Origin of the sequence: Geobacillus sp. JS12 (assembly GCF_001592395.1) — a bacterium.
Classification (GTDB): Bacteria; Bacillota; Bacilli; order Bacillales; family Anoxybacillaceae; genus Geobacillus; species Geobacillus zalihae.
The window spans coordinates 980109-1001546 of the sequence record NZ_CP014749.1 but is presented as its reverse complement, the minus strand read 5'-3'; the positions used below and the strand labels follow the sequence as shown (position 1 = coordinate 1001546).

The following is a 21438-nucleotide window of genomic DNA, read 5'->3' as shown; positions in this document are numbered from 1 at the left end:
CCGGCGAAAGACCGCCTTCTCTGCATCCCCCGCCAATCCGCCATATCATTCCCATCCATCAGTCTACTCTTTCTTTTTTTGAATTGCAAGACAAAGAAAAACGGCGCGCTTGTGCACGCCTGCCGTTTCCTTATGGCCGCAGCCGCTTCGCCGCTTCCTCCTCCTCGGACGAAGCCGATGGCGATAGCCGCTGCGGCAGTGGCCAGTTCCATAAATCCAAATCGACGATGTAGCGCGGCCGCCGTTTCGTTTCCTTATAAATTTTTCCAACGTATTCCCCGATCAGCCCAAGGGCGATGAGCTGCAGCCCCCCTAGCAGCCAAATCGAGGTAATGAGCGACGTCCATCCCGTCTCGGTATGTCCAGCCCACTTTAAAAAGAGAAAATAGGCGCCGAAGATGAGGCTGACGACAAACGAGAGAAAGCCGATGAGCGAAATAAAGCGAATCGGGGTGACGCTAAACGATGTGACCCCGTCGAGCGCAAAAGCGATCATTTTTTTTAACGGGTATTTTGTTTTTCCAGCCAGCCGTTCTTTCCGGTCGTAATAGACGGCCGCCGAGCGAAAACCTAGAAGCGGAACGATGCCGCGCAAAAACAAGTTCACTTCCCCGAACTGTTCGAGCGCCTCGACCGCGCGCCGGCTCATCAGACGGTAGTCGGCATGGTTGTACACGAGATCAACGCCAAACATCTTCATTAACCGATAAAATCCTTGGGCGGTATGGCGTTTAAACCACGTATCCGTATCGCGCCGCCGGCGCACGCCGTAGACGATGTCATAGCCTTCGCGAAACTTTTGCACAAATTCCCGAATCGCCGCTACATCATCTTGCAAATCGGCGTCGATCGAAATGAGGCAATCGGCATGCCTTTTCGCGGCGAACAGCCCAGCAAGCAGCGCGTTTTGATGCCCGGCGTTATGCGCCAGTTTCAGCCCTTTCACTTCCGGGTGGCGCAAACTCGCTTTGTATATGATCTTCCATGTGTCATCACAGCTGCCGTCATCGACGAACAAAAGCGCGCTGTTGGATGAAATGAGCTGCTCTTCAATCAATTGTTCGCGCAACTCCCGTAAGCGGCGGATCGTCTCCGGCAGCACCTCTTCTTCGTTGTAACACGGCACAACAATAGCCAACGTCGGTTCGAACATGTCACCTTCCTCCCTCCGGCACGACTTTGTATAAATAGATGGTCCACGCGGACTCTTTGGAACGGAACACCCGCTCAAGGCTCAAGGCGTTTTTGCTGGCATTTTCAATCGGCAGCGCTGAAAAAATGTAGCGCCCGCCCATGTCATAAAACACGTTTGTGTTCAATTCCAAGTTGCGAATCGTCCGCTTCGAGTTTTTCTGAAACATATACCGCTTGCCCAGCTCATCGACGAACAAATAGCAACGCCCGCCCCATTCATCGAAATACTGGCGCAGTTTTTTGTTTTTCGCGAGCTCCTTGGCGATGATGCGGCGAAACCGATGCTTGTATTCGAGCGGATAAAAGTTGTTGTACGTATCAAGCGTGTAAAAACCGTTGTACTGGGCGATCGCCGGGTGGATGCCGATGCTGGCGACACGGTATGTATGCACCGGGCGGCCGATATAGCGGCGAATGGCGGCAAACTGCTTTTCCGCGTAAAACTCGCGAAACGACGGCTTGTCGCGGTAGACGATTTCCTCATTGCATAAAGCAAGCACGACAAGCTGCAAGACAATGGCCGCCGCACCGACCGCCCGCCACCTTCGGCCTTCCTGCCAAAAAATTTTCAGCGCCAGTGCAAACAAGACGTAAATCACCATTGGCCGCAAAAAATGGTAGCGGGCGAAATTGAACTTATCGAGCAAATCAAACCGTTCGGTGAGCGGCAGCCATCCTTTGTAAAACCAAAACGCATACCATGTCGACAGCGCGAAGTTCAATACGTGCAGCACAAGAAACGGCATTTCCTGCCGCCAGCGCTTCCGCTTCCACACGAAGTACAAGGCGATGAGCGTCACCGGTAAAATGACGAGCCCATGCACGGTCATGACGTGGGTGTGGCCGAGCACATAGTTTTTGAACGTCAGCCGTATGACGCGCCAAAGCGGCAGACGGGCGTGGAAATATTCGTCGCGGCTTGTCAGCTCATTGGAAAACAAGAGCGAATGGACAAGCCGGTAATCGACCGCCAAATAGAGCATCGTCATATAGACGATGGCCGCCAAAAACCGCCAATTCCAACCCTTGCCGCGGATGACATCAATGAGCCACCAAATCCCAAGCGCGCTCAAGAAAAAGAAAAATCCAAGCACGAAGCTCGAATAGAGCGGCAAAAGCGTCAACACCGCCCAGTTCACCCATGAACGCTCGCCGCCCCGAATGTTTAAAAACGCCCAAAGCGCAAGCGGCATCCCGAGCGTACTTAACATTCCCGATGGCCAAAACGGCGTCAAGGCAAACGTCAACGAAGAGCCGATGCGAATCCATCCCCAGCGCTCGCCCGGCAGCACATGTTTTCGCAGCAGCAAATACATACCGATGAACGCCAATACGCGGGTTGCGGCTTGACTGAGCCCATAGGCGTAAATGGACGGAAACAAAGCGTGAAGCCAGACAATGCCGCTGAACTCCGTCCCGAACGCGTTGCGCGGCAGTCCGTTGATGATTTGCGGGATGACCCCATCGACCGGTCCGAACAGCTCACCGCTTCGAGTGAGCACCTTATACCAAGCGATGTTGGAATCCAAATTGTCATGAACGCGCATATGCGCATCTTCACCGAGCACAAAGTACGGCGACACGTACAAGGCGATGGCAACGAAAGAGAAGAGCAGGAGTCTCTTTTCGATGGACGGCACCTTTTCTCCCCCTTTCGCTTTTACTCATGTCTTTCCTTATTGTTCAACCCAACAGGAAAATTATTCATGGGAATGGAAAAAAACGGACTCCCGTCCAAACAAAAAAACCGCCGTCGGCCAATTGAAGCCTGATGACGGCGGTTTTCTATTCACCTTTTGAACAGCCTTTTGCAGGCAACACAACGTTGCCCAAAAAAGCTGGTGATGGAACGAAAAAAACGCTCGGACCATGGAGATTTCGCTCTTGAACGCTCTCCACCTACGCTCACGCGTGGAAGTGGGGTCTTCTCGGTTCAGGATGATCAACAACCGCTTTTCCGCGCGTTCGCAACAACGATTTTGCAGAAAGCGCGGTTTTTACCGACCTTGCAAACGGCGTCAAGCCGAGAACAGCGCCGCCGGATTGCCGATGAACATTTGCTCAAGCACTTCGTCGCGGACTCCTGCATTTTTCAGCGCGGGGATGATGTTCACAAACAAATGCTCGACATGCCAATTTTTCATCATTTCCGCAAACGGCTCCGGCAGCGTAAACGGACGACCGAGCCAAACGTTGACAGTGTCATGCGACAGCATCATTTGTTTCTCGTACCCATCGCGGAGCAGAGCAAGGAGCGTCCGCACCCGCTCCTCATCAGTCGGCGCGCCGACCATCCCTTGGATGCCGAAGCGGTCAAACGCGATGTAAACGCCGTAAGCAAGCGTCTTTCGATGATAGTCCGGGTCCGTGTTGCCGCACATATGGCCGATGACAATTTTTTTCGGATCGGCGCCGTGCTCAAGCAAATAGGCGGCTTGTTCCGGCCCCATCGTTCCTTCTTGCGTATGGGTGATGATGACCGCACCCGTCTCTTTTTGCGCGCGGGCGGCAGCGCGGAAGAACATCTTTTCGTACTCGGTGATGCGCCCTTTGCTCGAGGCGAGCTTGATGACACCCGCCTTGATTCCGGTATCGGCAATGCCCTCGGTCAGCTCGGCCATAAACATGTCGTAAATATCATCTTCCGCTGTTCCGAGAAGCCGGCGGAATTGGAAGTACGGCGGCGCCCCTTCCCCTTCATAATAATAGCCGGTGGCGCAAATAATGTTCAGTCCCGTCTCTTCAGCAACGCGCCGCAAAAATGCCGGGTTGCGCCCGCAGTCGTTCGGCGTCGGATCGACAACCGTTTGAATGCCGTGCCGCTTCATCTTTTCCGCCGCCTCGACTGCGACGCGAAGCGCCTCGTCTTCGCGGAACGTGCCGCGCGTCACATCGCCTTGAAACCCTGGATAGCCGAAGAGGAAATGCTCGTGGATGAGCGTTTTGCCAAGCTGTTCCACCGGCACTGGGCCAAGGACGGTTTCGACCGTCTTCGCCATCAGGCGTTCACCCCTTTCCCCGCTTTTTCATATTCCTCTTCCTGCAATTTTCGCCAAAGCAACTTGCCGCTTGACGTCATCGGCAACGACGAGCGGAATTCAACGAGGCGCGGATATTTGTACGCCGCCATTTGCGTCTTGGACCATTCAATGATCTCTTCTTCCGTTACTTTGCCGACATACTCGTCATGAAGGACGATAAACGCCTTCACCGTTTCGCCGCGGCGCGGATCCGGCACGCCGACGACGCACGCCTGCTGAACAGCCGGATGTTTGTACAAAAGCGACTCGACTTCGGTCGGCCACACTTTGTATCCAGAAGCGTTGATCATCCGTTTGACGCGGTCGACGATGAAAAAGTAGCCTTCCTCATCCATCCGCCCGATGTCGCCGGTGCGGAAAAACCGCTTGCCGTCGAGCTCGATGAACGCTTCTTCCGTTTCTTTTTCACGCCGGTAATAGCCGCGGAACACTTGCGGACCACAAACGACGATCTCCCCGACTTCGCCGACGCCAAGCTCCCGCCCCGTCGCCGGGTCGATGATGCGCGCGTCGACGTCAAACGACGGAACGCCGAGACATTGCAATTTCGGCCGGTCCGGCGGATTGAAATGCGTCTGCGAAATCGTCTCCGTCAGCCCGTAGCCTTCAAAATAACGGACGCCGGTAAGCTGGAACAATTTTTCCCCGACCGCTTCCGGAAGCGCCGCTCCGCCGCCGGAAATGCTCGAAAGCGAGGAAATGTCATACCGGCCAAGCGCCGGGTTGGCCAAAAAGTCGATCAGCATCGTGCTGATGTTCACCCAATGCGTGCAGCGGTGCAATTCAATCAGCCGGGCGGCCGCGTCCCGATCCCAGCGCGTCATCAACACCATGGCGGCGCCGGCGAAAATCGGCGTATGCATGCTATGGACCATCCCCGTGACATGGAAAAACGGCAATGTCGCCAAGGCGACGGAATCGCTCGTCACGTTGCCCCAATAATAGGCGCCGACGATGTTGGCGTTCACGGTCCGGTGCGGATGGATGCAGCCTTTTGGCACCCCGGTCGTCCCGGACGTGTACGGCAAGACGGCGATGTCATCAACATGGCCGTTGTATGGAAGCGGCGGCAATTGGGCGCTGAGGCAGTCCAACCATAAAAGAATGCGCTCATCCCCAATGGCCCGCCGCGGCGCCGCCACTTCAGCCGGAAGCGAAACCGGCGATTCATCGGACGCATAATCGGAATACGCGGCGACGATGATTTGTTCCAACGCCGTTCGTCCAAGGAGCGGCGCCGCTTTGTCCAGCAGCTCTTGGCCAACGAGGCCGACTTTCGTCTCACAATCGTTCACATAAAAGGAAAGCTCATCTGAGGTGTTCATCGGGTTGATCGGCACGACAATGGCTTCAGCGCGCAAAATGGCATAGTAGGAGATGACAAACTGCGGAGAGTTTTGCATGTACAACAACACACGGTCGCCCGGTTGGACGGACAGCTTTCGCTGGAGATAGCCGGCGAGCGCGTTGACGTCATCAAGCAGCTGCTTGTACGAATATGCTGCGCCGTAATAGTAAATCGCCGTTTTGTTCGGATAGCGCTTCGCCGTTGTTTCCAAATGGTCGACCAGCGTCGTCTCCGGCACAGCCAGCGTTTTTGAGAGCCGTTTCGGCCAATACGGGTAATGTCTCGTATTCATTCCGTTCCCCTCCTCCTTTTCACGCGATCGTTCACTGCGGCAACCGCCGCGCAAGCAGCATTGGATAGCTTTTTTTTACTGACCGGTTGGTATATAGCCGGTTGTTTTTTATTGTACACGCTTTCATAAATATTTTCAATAATTTTCTGAATATACAAAACAAAAATACACCGTCTACAACAGGCGGCTCAGCACCGGCACACACGCTGGAAACGTTCCATCTAAATCAAAGACAAGCGCTTTAATGTCTGCTCCGCGCCTCATCTTGTTCAAAGCCAAAGGGGCGCCAGTTCACCCTTTGGCTTTTATGCACATTCCCATCACACCGCCGTTTCCCGTCCTTTGCCCGAGTCACGGACATCTAAGAGAACAGGCGGATACGGGGTGAAGTACCGCTGTTGCAGCAAATACTCATTTTCTTCGCGAATGGCCCATGATTTCAAGACGCTTGTCACACTGCTGAGCGGCAGCTGCTGCGCCCGGTATTGCCCCAGCAGTTCCAAAACATATTGTTTTTCTTTCGCCGACATCTCGTTTTTGAAATAGCCCATCAAATGTTGGCAAACGTTCACATGGGAGCGGCGCTGTGGAGCGCGGGCAAATAACATATGCAATCCTTGTTCATACTGACCAAGCACCTGTTCAACTGGGAGGCGGTCGCGGTTCGCCACCAAGCGGCCCAGCTGTTTCAGCCACGTTTGACTGTACGCCATAAATAAATATTTATGTTCAGAATGAAATTGCACGAGCGCCTTCATTGACCGTTTTGCCTTCACTTCGCGAAATAAAGCCAACGCAAACACCTTCGTCAAAAAGTGTTCGCGAATGGCGGCATTCGTCAAGCGCCCTTCTTCCTCAATGGCGGCATTAGGGAAGCGTCGGAAAACATGCTCGGCGAACAGTCCGACTCCCTTCTCAACCACCATGCCGCTTTCCTCGTCATCATACACTTTCACATCTTTGATGCCGCACGTCGGGGAGCGCCCCTTTAAAATGAATCCATCGACTTCTCCGACTTGACCGAAAAAGGAGGTGGCAAATTCATTCATTTCCCTCGTCCAATCTCGGTTCGTCGACGACTGCACAAGCCGCCTTTCCCCGCCTCGTTTCACAAGTCGGACCGTCTCCCGCGGAACCCCAAGACCAATGGCCACTTCGGGGCATACAGGCACAAGCCGAGCAAACTCCCCCAACCGAGAGACAAACGAATTGTGAATGATATCGCCGTTATACCGGCAGGCAGAAAAGCCGAGGCATTCGCTCACCACCACTGTCGGAATGGCGTAATGCATCTTTCTTCTCCTTTCTCGTTCCGTCATCTCTTTATGTTATTGTAACCAATTGATGTTCAACTGTCATGAATGACATTTCATCAAGCCATTCAAAAAATACAATTATCGATGTCAAAGAAGCCATAACAGCTCCAAATGAAAACAGCGCCCTAAGCGAGTTTCCTGCTTAAGGCGCTTATTCGGCAGCTGCTGCATGGCAGTGCACACGCCCATATACACCATTAAAGAAGACGGCAAGGGCGCCAAATATAGTGTTTCGGCTTTCTTCATCGTCTTTCCTCTCGGCGCGGCGCCTGAATGGCGATGCCTTCGTTTTGCAAGGCTTGATAGAGCTGCTTGGCAAATCGCACCGCCTGTTCATTGTCCCCATGGAGACAGACAGTGTCGGCTTCAATCGCCACGTCAGTCCCTTGCACCGAGCGAACGCGCCGATCGCGGATCATCATAAGCACTTGCGTGACCGCTTCGTCTTCATCCGCGATGATGGCGCGCGGATCGCTTCTTGGGGTGAGCGAACCGTCCGCCTGATACGTCCGGTCGGCGAACACTTCGCTTGCCGTACACAAGCCGTAGGCGCGACCCGCTCGGATCAGCTCACTTCCCGACAAGCCGTATAAGACAAGCATCGGATCGACATCATGCACCGCTTTGGCAATCGCTTCGGCCAACGCCGCGTCTTTCGCCGCCATATTGTACAAGGCGCCGTGCGGCTTCACATGCGTCATCACGCCGCCTTCCGCCTTCACAAACGCAGCCAGCGCACCGATTTGGTAGACGACGTACGCATACACTTCTTCCGGCGAAACGGCCATCGCCCGCCGTCCGAAGCCAAGCAAATCCGGAAACCCCGGGTGGGCGCCGATGGCAACGCCATGCTGGATGGCAAGCTGCACCGTCCGCCGCATGACGAGCGGGTCGCCGGCGTGAAACCCACAGGCGATGTTGACAGAGGTCACGTACGATAAGATTTCTTCCTGCCCAAGCCTATACACCCCAAAGCTTTCGCCGAAATCGCAATTCAAATCAATCGTCCTCACCGTTCTCCCTCCCATTGACGGCGAATGGCCGCAACCCATTGAGCCAGCCGTTGCTGTTGTTCCTTATAAAGCCACATCGCTTCTTCCGGCCCGATCGGCTGAAATTGGATAAAGTCACCCGGGCGAGCCTGCGCGAGAATCGGCAAATCCACAGCCGCGACTTGGGCGATGCGCGGGTAGCCGCCGGTCGTCTGGCTGTCCGCCATCAATACGATCGGCTGGCCGGATGCTGGGACTTGCACCGTGCCGAAAACGACCGCTTCCGAGACCATCTCCCGCTCGCGCACAAGCGCCAACGTTGGACCGGAAAGCCGATAGCCGATCCGATCGGACTGCGTCGTCACCTCATAGCGGGCGGCGAAAAACTGGCGGCGGCTCGCCGGCGTAAATTCGTCATACTCCGGACCGGGAACCGCGCGCACCGTTTTCGTTTTCCCACCGATATAGCGGCGGGCGGCCGAAGCAAGACCCCAACGCATCCGGCCGATAACACGACGCCCATGAGTAACGCCGACCGGCAGTGCATCGCCCCGCTGCAACGGGCGGCCTGAAAGCCCGCCAAGCTGGGCTGGAACGTACGTGGAACGGCTGCCCATCACGGGCGGGACGTCGATGCCGCCTGATACAGCGATATACGCTCGAAACCCCGTCCGACACACCCCTACTTCGAGCACATCGCCCGGCTCAACAGCCATCGGCTTCCAAAGGGCAAACGTCCGCCCATTGAGCGTACACGGGAAATCGCCGCCGCATACCGCAACGACGGCCTCGACGCGAAACCGAAGCGTCGGTCCGGCCATCGTCGCCTCAAGCACCGCCTCATCACCGTTGTTGCCGACAAGCGCATTAGCCAGGCGATACGCCCACGCATCCATCGCCCCGCCCGCCGGCACGCCGGCATGCCGGTAGCCAAAACGCCCGCCATCTTGCACGGTTGTAAACAACCCAGCCTCGATGACGTCAATCATGTTCCTCGCTCCAACGTGCAAATTCATCAGCCCCAATCGGCTGAAACGCGACGATATCACCAGCCGCAAGCAAACTTGGCTTCTCTCGGTGCGGGTCAAACAGCTTCAGCGGCGTTCGGCCGATCAGTTGCCAGCCGCCCGGCGTCGCAAGCGGGTAGACGCCCGTCTGTCCGCCGGCGATGCCGACCGAACCGGCAGGCACTTTTGTGCGCGGCACCGACCGCCTTGGCGTCGCCAAGCGCGGCGACAACCCTCCTAAATAGGCAAATCCAGGAGAAAAGCCGATCATATAAACTCGGTAGCGTCCGGCCGAATGGAGCGCTACCACTTCGTCTTCTGTCATCCCATGGAAACGAGCGACATCCGGCAAATCCGGACCGAATTCGCCGCCGTAACAGACGGGAATGACGACCGTCCGCGCCGAACGCCGCACCGCTTGTTCAGACCGCCTGATGTTTTTCCTTAGCCATGCGCCTATGCCGATGTAATCGATCATCAATGGATCATAGTAGATGGTGAGCGACGAAAACGCCGGCACGATCTCCTCGATGCCTTCTTTTCGCTCGGCCTGAAGCCGGGCGGCCGTTTGGTGGACGATATCATTCACGTCCTCGTCAATGCGGTCTGAAAACCGAACCGTCACCGCATATTCGCATAATGAAAACAACGTATACTCCACCGTCATCCCTTCCCCCGAAAGCCGAGTTCGCGCGAAATGTCCATCGCCGCCTGCTTCAATCGCGGAACGATGCGCGCCACATCATCTGGCGAAAAGCGCTGTTCCGGCCCGGCGACGCTCAGCCCGGCGACCGCCGCCCCTTCATGGTTGAAAATCGGCACGGCCACAGCCGCCGAATAGTTTTCCAGCTCAGAATAGCTGACCGTATAGCCGCGGCACCGGTCTTCTTCCAACAACCGGCGCAGCGCTTCTTTGTCGGTCACCGTATGTTTGGCGATTTTGACAAGCTCGACTTGTTCTACATAACGTTCCCGATCCGCCTTGTCCATAAACGCGAGCAAGACACGAGGGCACGCCCCGGCATACAGAGGGGCACGCCGCCCGACTTTCGTATAGACGCGCACCGGCTCGGACGTCTCGACTTTTTCAATATACAGCGCCTCATCACCGTCGCGAATGACAAGATTCACCGCTTCGTTCGTCTCCTCTTTCAGCCGCTTCATCACGGGCAGCGCCGCCCGGCGAATATCAAGCCGCTCAGCAACGAGCGACCCAAACGTCAAGAAGGCTAGCCCCAACTCATAGTGATCGCCTCGTTTTTGCAAAAAACCGAGGACAACAAGCGACTGGGCCATTCGATACACCGACGTTTTCGGCATCCGAAGCCGTTCGACCATCTCCGGCAATGTCAACCGTTCGCAATCGAGAAACAAATCAAGCAGTTCTTTTGTTTTTAACTCACATTTCGCACCCTAACAAGGTCAAAACGAAGGATTTTTTATTTAGTTTTTCAGAATAACTTTTTGGCCAACACAACGAGCGATGGCAATCCTTTTTTTACCATCGCTGGTCGTTCCGTATCACGTTACACGTAGATGCTCTCATCCATGCCCAATCCCTGCAGAATCCTTCGCTGGTCCGGGTTGAGGGGGCGATCGAGTGCGCGTTGGATGCGCCCGTCTGGCAGCTCCAGCAGGATGACGTTCACATATTGAAACAGCTGAAAAATCGCCTGTCCCGTTGGCCGTGTCAACTTGCGGCCTCCCGCACCCTTTAACGGACGTTCGGGTGTGATGAACTGGCGCACCCGGCGCTGAAAAACGCGGTAAATCGCTAGGGCCAACAGAAACAAATAGCCCAATACGGCGACCCGTTCCGGTTTTTTGACGTAAATCTCATCGGTGAAAAACGGATCTTTCAAAAACGCGAAGTTCATTTCCACCGAGATTTGCCCTTTATACAGCTTTAGGATCTCTTGGGCATCCATGGGTTGGCCCTTCCATTCCTTCGGAACGGTCGTGACGAGGACAAACCGGGACGCTTTCCGTCTTGCCTGTTCCCATGCCGGTTGGTCGAATTCGACGTTTAGGCGAAGGGTGTACAGCGTCTCCGTCTCGGGCTCCGCCCCTTTTTTCGGCCGTCCGCGCCGTTTTTTCGGACGCACGATCTCTTCGACCGCGGCCTCCACTCGATGAAACCGAGGGCGAAGGGACGCCTTGAGGGACGTCAAGGCTTGTTCGGCGTCTTCGCGGCAGGAGAAGGGTGGCGCTCCCAACGGACTTGTTCCTCACAAAGAAGCTCCGCTTCTTTGGTTCGTTCTTTTTCGAGCGTCTTTCCTTTGCGCTGGTCGAGGGCGCTCGATTCGACGACGATCAGCCGAACCGAGTGGCCTTCATAGGTCGAGGCCGTTTCCCATACCCGATACGTAGCGCCGTTTCTCTCCGCTAGGGTAAAGGGTTTGCTCCACGGGATGTGAGGCGAATCGGCCTCCGCGAGCGCCTGTTTCACGATCCGGAGCGATGAAGGGCCTCTGGTGATCAAAAAGGCACGGGCGGCTTTGGTCTGCGCCAAGGTGTCTTTTGTCATCGCGGCGGAATCGGCCACGTAAATCCACTCATCGTCGATCTTGGCTTGTTTGAACTGTTCGTGGATCCGCGACAGCACCTCAGGATTCCACGCCTTATCCGATCGATTGCCGTCGTGCACATCGCCGTAAAACGGGATGCCGTCCTCGTTGCCGACCAGTCCAAAGCCGATCTGTTTTTGCCAACGATGATGGCGGTTGTAGCCATGTGTGATCTGCAGAGCCTCCAACGAGGCCGATTCATAGGCTCCGTAAACCGTCTTGTCCGTCGTATCGGCATGAAAGACTCGGAGGGAAAGGCCTTCTTTGCGATAAATATGAATCAAGCAAGTGCTGATGACCTTGTGAATATCGGCCTCATACAAGCGATCGAGATGACGAGCCAAGGCATCGTCGTTCAACCAGGAAGGTTGGAGACCGGGACGGATGAGTTTCTCTAAATCGATCTCCTGAGCCCATCGTTCTAAGTGAACCAGGGCTTGCCGGCCGTCAAATAGATTGTAAAGGATGGCCTGAACGGCATCGCTGACTCGTGTTTGGCACTGTGGATCGACGGGTACAAGATGGTCAATCAAGCGGGGGATGTCCAGCTTTTTGACTAGAACACTTATTATATTCAAATAATCATTACGATAGACCCCTTTGACTTTCACATTCATGAGAGAAAAACTCCTTTACATTCCTTGTGTGTCAAGGATTCATTCGACATCGGAACAAAAAATCCTCCCGATTTTCGTCGGGAGGGTGCGAAATGTGAGTTTTAACACCGTTTTGTTCATCGTCGCCCCTCTGTTCCGAATATCAGAATATCAATTCCAAAATACGACCTATATATTTCGTATTATAATGAAAAGTGGGACAACTTTCTACTCCAAAAATGAAAAGCGTCTGCTGAACAGACGCCGTTGGATTCAACTCGATAAGCGTTTCAAAAACACATAACTGACTTTTTCATATTCCATTTTTTCCTCATAGAAGCGATGGGCGTCAATCCGCTGCAAGCCGGAGGAGAGCGAGACAATCCCGTAGCCGTGCTCCTTCGCCCACTCGTGTACATAGGACAGCAACGCTTTTCCATACCCTTTCGAACGTTCGCTCGAAGCGGTCACCAAATCGCACACCCAAATAAAGCGGCCGTTATAGAGCGTGATCATCGGCATGAATCCGACAACGGCAACCATTTTGTCCTGATCATATAACGCCGCAAGCTTATACCCTTCTTTTTCTTGCGCTTCCCGCACAAGCGCCGTGTATGTTTCCTCATCCAAATGGGTGCGCAGCTCGCGCATCACCGGAAAGGCGCTTCTCACTTCTTCCTCCGTTTCAAGCCAAACGAATTGCGGCACGATTCCCATCTCCCTTCTTCTATTTCTACATTCATGATAGCCATGTTTGTCCAAAAATGGAACTGCCGCCTTTCCGCAACGTTGATCATCGTTTCGAAAGAAGACTCCCGCTTCAAGCGCGTGAAGGGCGCAACCCAGCGATCAGCGAAAGCTGAATGTCGGCTGATAAACCAACCATTACAGCCGCAGCCGCAAATACGGCCTCAGCGGTTTGCGCCCGAACCGCATGCCTTATGCGCAGGAAAAAGACAACGCCAGCCGGTCATCGCAAACCGGCTGGAATCGTGTTCATCCCCCAGCGCTCCTTTCATTGAAGCGGTTGATCACGTCAGCGAAGCAAGCACAGCCGGCAAGGCATCCACAACGTCCGACGCCAATACATCCCAGGGCGAATGACCGTGTTGAACAAGCCTATCAGCAGCCTTTCCATGCACGAACACCGCATTGCTCACCGCCGGCTGCACCGCCTCGTGCTGCAGCAAAAACGCCGCCACGATGCCCGTCAACACGTCGCCGCTCCCGCCTTTCGCCAAAGCCGGGTTGCCGGTCGTGTTGACATATTGCGATCCATCCGGCGCCGTCACAATCGTATACGGCCCTTTCAACACGACATACACGCCATATTCCATCGCCAGCCGCTTCGACACGCCAAACCGGTCGCGTTCCACCTCGCTGACCGGGCGGCGAAGGAGGCGCGCCATTTCCCCCGGATGCGGCGTGATCACCGTCGGCGCGCTCCGTTCGCGCACCAGCTCGGCGTAATCGCCCCAAAAAAACAAGGCATCGGCGTCGATGACAAGCGGCACCGGCTGGCGCACAAGCTCATTGACCAAGCGGCGAACCCCTTCCGTTCGCCCCATTCCTGGTCCAACGGCGAGCGCATCGACATCCAGCCCATCCCAATCGGCCGCGCCGGCAAACGCGCCGCCCTCGGCCGGCCATGGTCGGCACATCGCTTCCGGCACGCGGTTGGCAACCGCCTCGTACACCGTTTCCGGAACCGCCATGGTCACAAGTCCGGCCCCGCTTCGCAGCGCCGCTTTGGCGGCGAGCGTCACCGCTCCGGCCATCGCCTTGGACCCGCCGACAATGAGCAGCTTGCCGTACGTTCCTTTATGCGATGACCGTGTTCGCTTCGGCATCGTCCGCACCACATCGCTCTTTTCCCACAAAAACCGGGCAGCCGCCTTCGCCTGCACCGCTAGCGGCGGGATGCCGATATCGACAACAGCGATTTCTCCGTAATAATCGGCTGCTGGGAACGTATACGCCCCAAGCTTTGGGCATTGAATGGTAAATGTCACATCCGCACGTACCGCTGCAGCCACATCCCCACCACCGGCCGGCACTCCGCTTGGCACATCGATGGCATATACAACCGCCCGCGAGCCATTCACTTGTTCAATGATGTCTTTGTACGGCTGGCGCACATCCCCTTTGACGCCGATGCCAAGGAGCGCATCAATGATCACGTCGTAGTGCGGCGCACGCATCGCAAACTCTCGTTCATTCCCTTCATACGGAATCCACGAATATCCGGACCGCTCGTACACCTCAAGCGCCGTGCGCGCCGCCCCTTTCACCTTTTCCTTTGGCGGAACGAGCCAGACATCGGTTTCATAGCCATAACTTTTCAACATGCGCGCGATGACGAACCCATCGCCGCCGTTGTTGCCCGTGCCCGCGAGCACCGCCACCTTGGCAGCGGGCGGAATCCGCTTCTTCAGCGCCCAAAACAGCGCCTGTCCGGCGTTTTCCATCAACGAGTCAGCGCTGATGCCGATCCACTCCGTCACTTCTCGGTCGATGGCATACATTTCATCAGATGTTACGATCGGAATCATATGCGCTTCCCCTTTCCATTATTCTTCCTATAGCCATTGTACAATTTTTCCAAGTAGAAGACGTGCAAAACCGCTTTCTCTTATTAGAGGCACATCGCTCAGCGGCTGCGTCTGGGCGCATTTTCATTGGAGCGGCGTCATCGACTTTATCTCCGCGTTGCTCGCCTTGTCCTACCCGCTTATCCGCTATGCAGAAAAACGACGGCCATCGCCTTCACGATGACCGCCGCCTCAATTACGGCTGCTTGGCGATCACTTGCAGCCCAAACTGCAGGCAATCGTCGCAAATGGCCGCCAGCGGACCTTTGGCCAGCCTTGGTTTTTCTTTGAGACAAAATGAGCAGCGGCCGCCGCCATGCGCCTCTTCCGTCTCCACGGCCAGCGTTTCCTCAAGCTTTTCCAATGAAAAGACAGCCAACGCCTCGTATACATTATCAAGCAAATGATCATCAATATAGGCACATTTTCCTTCCCAACGGAGCGCGATGAGTTTCGCCGCCACCGCCATGCCTTCGTAAAACCGGCGCCGAGCCTCGTCCTCCCTTTGTTCGGCCATAGCGATCAATTCATCGGCAAAATGCTCAAGCGCCCGAGGCGTGCAATCATCAAGCCACCGTGTTGTTCCGTTTGCCATGTCCATCCCCCCACGTTTCTTTCCCTTTTCAATACGACAAACGGCCGCATTTTCCTTCTTCACTGCGGTAATTCATCAAGAAAACGCGCCCGCAGTTCAGGAGGCGGCAACGGACAACGGTCTTGCTTGGGAATAAGACGGTGGCGGCGATTCGCAATCGCGTCATACATATAGTCGCGCAACGGCTTTGGAACGAGAAAGCCAACAGCCGCCAGCCCATTCCACGGCCAGGCTAGACGTCGTCCGATGCGCAAGACGGCGTCTGATTTCACATAGCAACGACCGTTCACAACAAGGACGACGCTATCCCCTCCCGCCGCACCTTGTGCCGCCAATATCGCCCGGCCGACATCGCTCTGTTGTGCGGCAAAACGAAACACCGCCTTCCGGTCGCGGGCGGCGATCCAGTGAACACTTGCATGACAAAACAAACAATCGCCGTCAAACAAAATGACCGGGTGCATTCGATTCCCCCATTCACCGGCTGTCAACCGGCTCAATGCAAGCGCTCACATCGTTTTTTGGCGAGTTGACAAGCGGCGCCACTTCATACATGCGCATCTCGCCGCTCGGATACGGCAACAACAACGATTTCAAATACTCGCTGTCATCAAAACTTGCATCAAGCCAGTCATCATGCCGCTCGGGAGGCAATATGACCGGCATCCGGTCGTGAATGGGGCGATGAGCTCGTTCGCCCTCGTCGTCATGATCGTGCACGTCTCAAGCGGCCCGCTCGGCCCTTTCCAGCGCTCCCACAGTCCGGCAAAGGCAAATGGCTCGCCCGTTTTGAGGGTAAACCGGTACGGCACTTTTTTCGTTCCTTCCTTTTTCCATTCGAAAAATCCATCGGCTAAAATCAAACAGCGCCGCCGTTTGAACGCATGGCGGAAACTCGCCTTTTCATCGACCGTTTTCGCCCGAGCGTTGATCATCTTGGCGCCGATGCGGGCATCTTTCGCCCAAAACGGCACAAGCCCCCAGCGCATCATTTTCCCGACTCTTTCTCCCTCCTCGGCGACGATGGCCAACACATCTTGACCCGGGGCGATGTTGAACCGGGGCGCGAGCAGGCCTTGATAACGGAAGTGAAACCGCTCCTGCAACGCCAACAAATCAACCGTTAAGGTAAACCGTCCGCACATGCTTTTCCCCCTTCTTCTCATTAGCTCGATAGAAGCAGACCATCTTCCACCTTCTAACTGTCAACAACGCATTGGAGCAAAAACAAATGTTTCACCATCTTTCTAGATGATTCCATTCCTTTCCTTATCAGTTTACAAAAAAAGCAGCCGGAAGGGAAATCCGGCTGCTTGATGAAAAAAGCATCAGTTCACCTCTTGCGGCACCGGTGCTAGAGGAAACTGAACCGTAAACGTGCTTCCTTTTTTCTCTTCCGAAACGACGGTTACCTCACCGCCGTGCGCTTTCGCAATTTCTTTGACAATCGTCAAGCCAAGTCCTGTTCCGCCGATGCGGCGGCGATCCGAGTTATCAACGCGGAAAAACTTTTCAAAAATATGCGGCAACGCTTCGGCTGGGATGCCGAGCCCTTCGTCTCGCACATCGACGCACAGACAACCTTTTTGTTCATACACCCGCACCTCAATCGCCCCCCCGTCAGGCGAATATTTCACCGCATTATGCACTAAGTTCGCAAACAGCTGCCGCAACCGCTCGCCGTCGCCGCGGATCATCGTCCGCTTTGTCTCGACCAAGACGGAAAACGTATGAATATCCGTCCCCATTTTTTCGGCGTCGATGATTTTTTCTATGATCGGAACAAGATCAACCGGCTCCCAACGATACGTTTGCCGGCCGGCTTCCATACGCTGCACATCAAGAAAATCGTTGATTAAAGCGGTCAGCCGCTCTGCCTCTTGATAAATCGCGTTCACATATTTGCGCTGTCGTTCAGGCGCAAGCGGTTTGTTTAGCAACAACTCCGCCAAACCGAGAATGCCCGCAAGCGGCGTCCGCAATTCATGGCTGACCGTGCTGACAAGCTCAGACTTCATTCGGTCCACTTCCGCCTGCTTGGTGACATCACGATGAACGAAAATCGTGCCAAATTTCGCCTCCCCACGGTAAAGGGGCGCCGCATACACTTCCATCACCATTCGCTTTTCTTTCAGCTCATACATCATAACCGATAACTGATCGGCTGATCCAAACACAGCTTGATCAAGAAAATCGCCAAGGGTCCGCTCATCGACGGCCAACGTGCAAAGCTGCTGCTTCCATTTGGCATACGGCATCCCGTCCCACCCGTCGGCCGCGGCGCCGAACCATTCTTTCATCCGCCCGTTCATAAGCCTATTTGTTCCTTGAAGGTCGACAAGTTGAATGCCTTCATGCAAATGATTGAAAATCTCTTCTGTCAGACGGCGGTCTTTTTCTGCTTCTTCATACAAAGTGAGTTTTTGCAAAGAAATCGAAATATGCCTGCCGAGCTGCTCTGCCTCAGCCGCTTCCTCATCCGTAAAGGCCGCCCCAAACCGGCTTAAGACGATGATGGCCTCTATGTCATCGTCTGGCGATAACACGGGAACAAACAAATCGTGCGAATAGAGCGGCCGATCATGGTAACCGCGTTCAAACATCGGCAGCTCGCGGCGCACTGCAAATGCACGTTTCGTCTCGAGCAGACGGTGTTCAAGGCCGTTGTACAGCTGGTGCAAAAACCGCTGGACGCTCATCGCTGATAAACCGAACGAAGCATGCCTCCGCTCATCATCCATCGCGACGATAATGCCCCGTTCCGCCTTCATGATGGCGCACAAATGATCGATGATGCTGGTTAATACTTCCTTCTTATCAAGGGATTGTGCCATTCCTTTAATAAGGGCATTGCGCCGCGCCAGCTCCTGCTCGCGGCGCTCCGCCATCGCCAGCGCTTGCTCCAGTTCGGCTTGCTGGGCCTCAAGCTCCTCTTGTTGGGCAAGCAATTCTTCATTTTGCGCCAACAAGTGCTCCTCTTTTTCATGGATGCTCTCCATCATCATCTTGAACGCTTTCGACAGCTTGCCAATTTCATCTTCCCGTTCATCAAACGTCGGCCATTCAGCCACTTCCCCTTGCCTGGCGAACTGTTCCGCCGCAGCGGCAAACTGCTGCAGCGGACGCCCGATTTGCCTCGCCGCCAGCCGCAAAAGCCGCTGCAGCAAAACGAGCAAGATAGTGATCAAGGCGATAAAGGCGGCTTGACTGTATTGTTGCTTTTGCTTAAACTGCACATATTCTTGTTTCATTTGATCAATCAACGCATCATGATAACGAGCCACTCGCTTTTGAAAACTTTGCACCGCCGCCGTCCCGCCGTTTTCGGCAATCAGCGCTACTTCCCGGCGGTCGCCGCGCTCAAACGCCTCCACCGCCTTCGGCACGAGTTGTTCGAAATAGCGGATGAAAAAATCGCGGGCATCGCGAAGAAACCGTTTATCTTCCGGGAGGGAAGCCAATGGTTCCATTTCCTTCAACAACTGATCGATCGTTTCTTGCTGTTGAAAAACGCTTTCTTTAAACACCGGGCGTCCGAACGCAAAATACCCCCGCACATCAAAAAACGCCTGCGTAAACGCCCGATCAAGCTGTCGAGTGAGCATTTCCTTTTGTTCAAGCTTCTGTTGCGCCGCCTCAAATGAACGGACGAGCGACTGCTGATACATCAAAAACAACGCCGAACCAACAAGAAACACCCCCGTACATACAGCCATCAAGAATACAAATCGGGCTGAGAGGCTACGACGAAAGCTCATGATCACCGGTTTCATGCAATATCTCATTCACTTTCTTTACAAATTCGGTTGGGCGATACGGTTTCTCGATAAACCAATCCACACCGGCAGCCAACGCCCGCCCTTGATCAGCCGGCCCGGTTTTCGCTGACAGCATGATCACTTTCGGACGTTTCTCCGGGCAGCGGCAATCAACGTGTTCGAGCACTTCAAGGCCGCTATAAAAGGGCAGCATATAATCCAACACAATCAAATCATAGTCGCATTCGCGCAGCCGTGCAAGCGCCTCGGCCCCATCGGCCGCTTCGTCCACCTCATACCCTTCATCCGTCAACAAATCGACTGCCAACATGCGCAGCACATCCTCATCCTCAACAAGCAAAATCCGTTTCAATCGTTCTTCCTCCCCCCTTGATTCATCATGTTCGCCGCTTGCTTTACTCTTTGCCAGCCAAAGACAAATCCTCCTCTACTCTCCCCGATGCCCAACGGGAATGACCCCACTCGGACATGGGCGGCCGACACAGCACTACATTCGTTTCAGCAACCGGCTCACCCGTGCCTCGAGCTCCAGCCGTTTAAACGGCTTTGTAATATAATCATCCGCCCCCAACTGAAGCGCCCGCGCGATGTCTTCTTCACTCTGCCGCATCGTCAACATCATAATTTTATAGCGCGAAGCATCGGGACGGCTTCGGAGACGGCGCAATACTTCAAGGCCATCCATTTTCGGCATCACCCCATCCAAAATGACAAGGCACGGCGAACGGTCCTCATGCCACGATGATTCGACAAACGATACCCCATCCGCAAACGCCTGCACGTCATACTGCTCTTTCCGTTCCCGGACAATATGTTCCAGAAGATCAACCACAATCGTACGGACAATCACATCATCATCAACGACCGCCAGTTTAACCGTTCTCCGTTGCTGTCCACCACTGATCCTCCCCCCAACCGCCGTCCGATCGCGCCCGCCGTTTTTGGCCGCATATAGCGCCGCGTCCGCTTGCTCAAGCCATTCATCAAGCAGCATTCCACCTATATTGACTTCTACGATTCCACAAGAAAAGGTGCAATAAAACACCTCATCTCCTCTAGAAAAGGGATGGAGCGAAACTGGCTGCGGAGCCGCTCGATGACCTCAAAGGCGTCTTGTTCCTGCGTTTTCGGCAAAAAGAGAAGAAATTCCTCGCCGCCAAACCGAAACGCCAAATCATTCGGCCTCGTCCTGTTCCGAAGCAACGACGCAAATTCCCGCAGCACCACATCTCCAACTAAGTGGCCGTATCGGTCGTTAATCTGTTTAAAATGATCAAGATCAAGCAAGGCAATGCAATACGGCTTCTCGTGCCGCTCCCGCTCGTTCTCCATCTGCCGGTACGCTTCGGACAAATATTTGCGGTTGTATAAGCGCGTCAATTCATCGACAAGCACAAGTTCTTCCAACTGCTTTTTCCGTTCAAGCAAGCGATTGACACGAATGAGAAATTCGGATATAGAAAATGGTTTGACCATAAAATCGTCGGCGCCCAGCGCATAACTTTGCACCCGCACCTCTTCCCGGTCATCGCCGCTGATGATGACCGTCGGAACGAATTGTTGGCCAAGCGCTCCTTTCAATTCTTTCAGGACCGTCAGTCCGTCCGTGCCGTTCATGTGGACATCGATCACCACACAGTCGGGCCTCACCTCATAAAATTGCGCCACTGCCTTTTCCGGCTGGGCAACGGTGGCCACCTGCCATCCTGCTTTCTCCATCTGCTCTTTCATAAACATGAGAAAAAGCGGGTCATCGTCAATCATCAACATCAACGGTGCTTCCTCAACGACGATATTCGAAAGTGAAAAATGGGGTGAAATGTCGCGATACGTCTCATCGTAATACCAATGCATCAGTTCGTACACATGCTCCTTCAAAGCCGCAGGCGTCCATGCTTGTTCCCTTTCTGACTCAAGTCGCTCCAGCAGACGCCGTGCTTTTTCCCCAAGCTCTTCCATGCCGATCACCGCCGCCGTACCCGCAATATTATGGAAAAACCGATGCACATCTTCATACGTAATCGTTTCCGCTCGCTCCCATTGTTCCAATTTAGAACGAATATTGCGCCAAAAATGCTCCTTGTATTTGTCCATGGCCGGACGCTGCCCCTCCCGTTTTC

Annotated in this window: 19 protein-coding genes and 2 pseudogenes; 1 reads left to right on the top strand and 20 read right to left on the bottom strand. The window is 54.6% G+C overall.

Going from position 1 to position 21438, the window contains the following annotated elements; translation table 11 throughout:
* Positions 1 to 130: 130 nt before the first annotated feature.
* Positions 131 to 1153, bottom strand: a complete 1023-nt coding sequence (locus A0V43_RS04890; protein WP_063192517.1) for a glycosyltransferase family 2 protein — start codon at positions 1151 to 1153, stop codon at positions 131 to 133.
* A 1-nt stretch (position 1154) separates the two neighbouring features.
* Entirely contained in the window at positions 1155 to 2834 is a 1680-nt protein-coding gene (locus A0V43_RS04885) for a DUF6044 family protein (RefSeq protein ID WP_063192516.1), read from the bottom strand.
* Between A0V43_RS04885 and A0V43_RS19695 the strand changes: the two genes are divergently transcribed.
* On the top strand, positions 2824 to 2994 hold the full coding sequence (locus A0V43_RS19695) for a hypothetical protein (protein WP_155467694.1): 171 nt from the start codon (positions 2824 to 2826) through the stop codon (positions 2992 to 2994). The two genes, A0V43_RS04885 and A0V43_RS19695, sit on opposite strands and share 11 nt — an antisense overlap.
* 218 nt (positions 2995 to 3212) lie before the next feature.
* On the opposite strand, the gene A0V43_RS04880 is transcribed toward A0V43_RS19695, so the two are convergent.
* From A0V43_RS04880 to A0V43_RS20235, 18 genes and pseudogenes are all read right to left on the bottom strand, one after another.
* On the bottom strand, positions 3213 to 4193 hold the full coding sequence (locus tag A0V43_RS04880; protein WP_063192515.1) for a phosphotriesterase family protein: 981 nt from the start codon (positions 4191 to 4193) through the stop codon (positions 3213 to 3215).
* Positions 4193 to 5875 carry a long-chain fatty acid--CoA ligase gene (locus A0V43_RS04875; protein ID WP_063192514.1) on the bottom strand — a complete coding sequence of 561 codons (1683 nt, stop codon included), beginning with the start codon at positions 5873 to 5875 and terminating at the stop codon, positions 4193 to 4195. The genes A0V43_RS04880 and A0V43_RS04875 overlap by 1 nt, the downstream gene beginning before the upstream one ends.
* A 320-nt stretch (positions 5876 to 6195) precedes the next feature.
* Positions 6196 to 7167 (bottom strand): YbgA family protein, encoded by a 972-nt coding sequence (locus tag A0V43_RS04870; RefSeq protein WP_063192513.1) that lies wholly within the window; start codon positions 7165 to 7167, stop codon positions 6196 to 6198.
* A 111-nt stretch (positions 7168 to 7278) separates the two neighbouring features.
* Positions 7279 to 7437 (bottom strand): hypothetical protein, encoded by a 159-nt coding sequence (locus tag A0V43_RS19690; RefSeq protein WP_164834606.1) that lies wholly within the window; start codon positions 7435 to 7437, stop codon positions 7279 to 7281.
* Positions 7434 to 8204 carry a 5-oxoprolinase subunit PxpA gene (locus A0V43_RS04865; protein ID WP_063192512.1) on the bottom strand — a complete coding sequence of 257 codons (771 nt, stop codon included), beginning with the start codon at positions 8202 to 8204 and terminating at the stop codon, positions 7434 to 7436. Before A0V43_RS04865 ends, A0V43_RS19690 begins: the two co-directional genes overlap by 4 nt.
* Entirely contained in the window at positions 8201 to 9172 is a 972-nt protein-coding gene (locus tag A0V43_RS04860; RefSeq protein ID WP_063192511.1) for a 5-oxoprolinase subunit C family protein, read from the bottom strand. The genes A0V43_RS04865 and A0V43_RS04860 overlap by 4 nt, the downstream gene beginning before the upstream one ends.
* Positions 9165 to 9857, bottom strand: coding sequence for a 5-oxoprolinase subunit PxpB (gene pxpB / locus A0V43_RS04855; protein WP_063192510.1), 693 nt, complete (start codon positions 9855 to 9857; stop codon positions 9165 to 9167). The genes A0V43_RS04860 and pxpB overlap by 8 nt, the downstream gene beginning before the upstream one ends.
* A complete protein-coding gene (locus tag A0V43_RS04850) occupies positions 9854 to 10573 on the bottom strand; it encodes an IclR family transcriptional regulator (protein WP_063192509.1) in 720 nt (239 codons plus the stop codon). Before A0V43_RS04850 ends, pxpB begins: the two co-directional genes overlap by 4 nt.
* A gap of 143 nt (positions 10574 to 10716) precedes the next feature.
* A pseudogene (locus A0V43_RS04845) lies at positions 10717 to 12374 on the bottom strand (IS1634 family transposase).
* A gap of 252 nt (positions 12375 to 12626) precedes the next feature.
* On the bottom strand, positions 12627 to 13070 hold the full coding sequence (locus A0V43_RS04840) for a GNAT family N-acetyltransferase (protein WP_033006629.1): 444 nt from the start codon (positions 13068 to 13070) through the stop codon (positions 12627 to 12629).
* Positions 13071 to 13384: 314 nt separating this feature from the next.
* Positions 13385 to 14905, bottom strand: a complete 1521-nt coding sequence (locus A0V43_RS04835) for a bifunctional ADP-dependent NAD(P)H-hydrate dehydratase/NAD(P)H-hydrate epimerase (RefSeq protein WP_063192508.1) — start codon at positions 14903 to 14905, stop codon at positions 13385 to 13387.
* A 235-nt stretch (positions 14906 to 15140) separates the two neighbouring features.
* A complete protein-coding gene (locus tag A0V43_RS04830; protein WP_063193807.1) occupies positions 15141 to 15539 on the bottom strand; it encodes a hypothetical protein in 399 nt (132 codons plus the stop codon).
* Between the two features lie 59 nt (positions 15540 to 15598).
* Complete coding sequence (locus A0V43_RS04825) at positions 15599 to 16003, bottom strand: thiol-disulfide oxidoreductase DCC family protein (RefSeq protein ID WP_063192507.1); 405 nt, start codon at positions 16001 to 16003, stop codon at positions 15599 to 15601.
* Between the two features lie 13 nt (positions 16004 to 16016).
* Positions 16017 to 16684: pseudogene (locus A0V43_RS04820) on the bottom strand (SOS response-associated peptidase).
* A gap of 183 nt (positions 16685 to 16867) precedes the next feature.
* The gene (locus A0V43_RS04815) at positions 16868 to 19255 is read right to left on the bottom strand and encodes an ATP-binding protein (RefSeq protein ID WP_164834605.1); all 2388 of its coding nucleotides are present in this window, start codon (positions 19253 to 19255) and stop codon (positions 16868 to 16870) included.
* Between the two features lie 25 nt (positions 19256 to 19280).
* Positions 19281 to 19670, bottom strand: coding sequence for a response regulator (locus A0V43_RS04810; RefSeq protein WP_063192505.1), 390 nt, complete (start codon positions 19668 to 19670; stop codon positions 19281 to 19283).
* Between the two features lie 135 nt (positions 19671 to 19805).
* Positions 19806 to 20363, bottom strand: a complete 558-nt coding sequence (locus A0V43_RS20240; protein WP_250637088.1) for a response regulator — start codon at positions 20361 to 20363, stop codon at positions 19806 to 19808.
* Entirely contained in the window at positions 20330 to 21412 is a 1083-nt protein-coding gene (locus A0V43_RS20235; RefSeq protein WP_250637087.1) for a GGDEF domain-containing response regulator, read from the bottom strand. Before A0V43_RS20235 ends, A0V43_RS20240 begins: the two co-directional genes overlap by 34 nt.
* Positions 21413 to 21438: the final 26 nt, after the last annotated feature.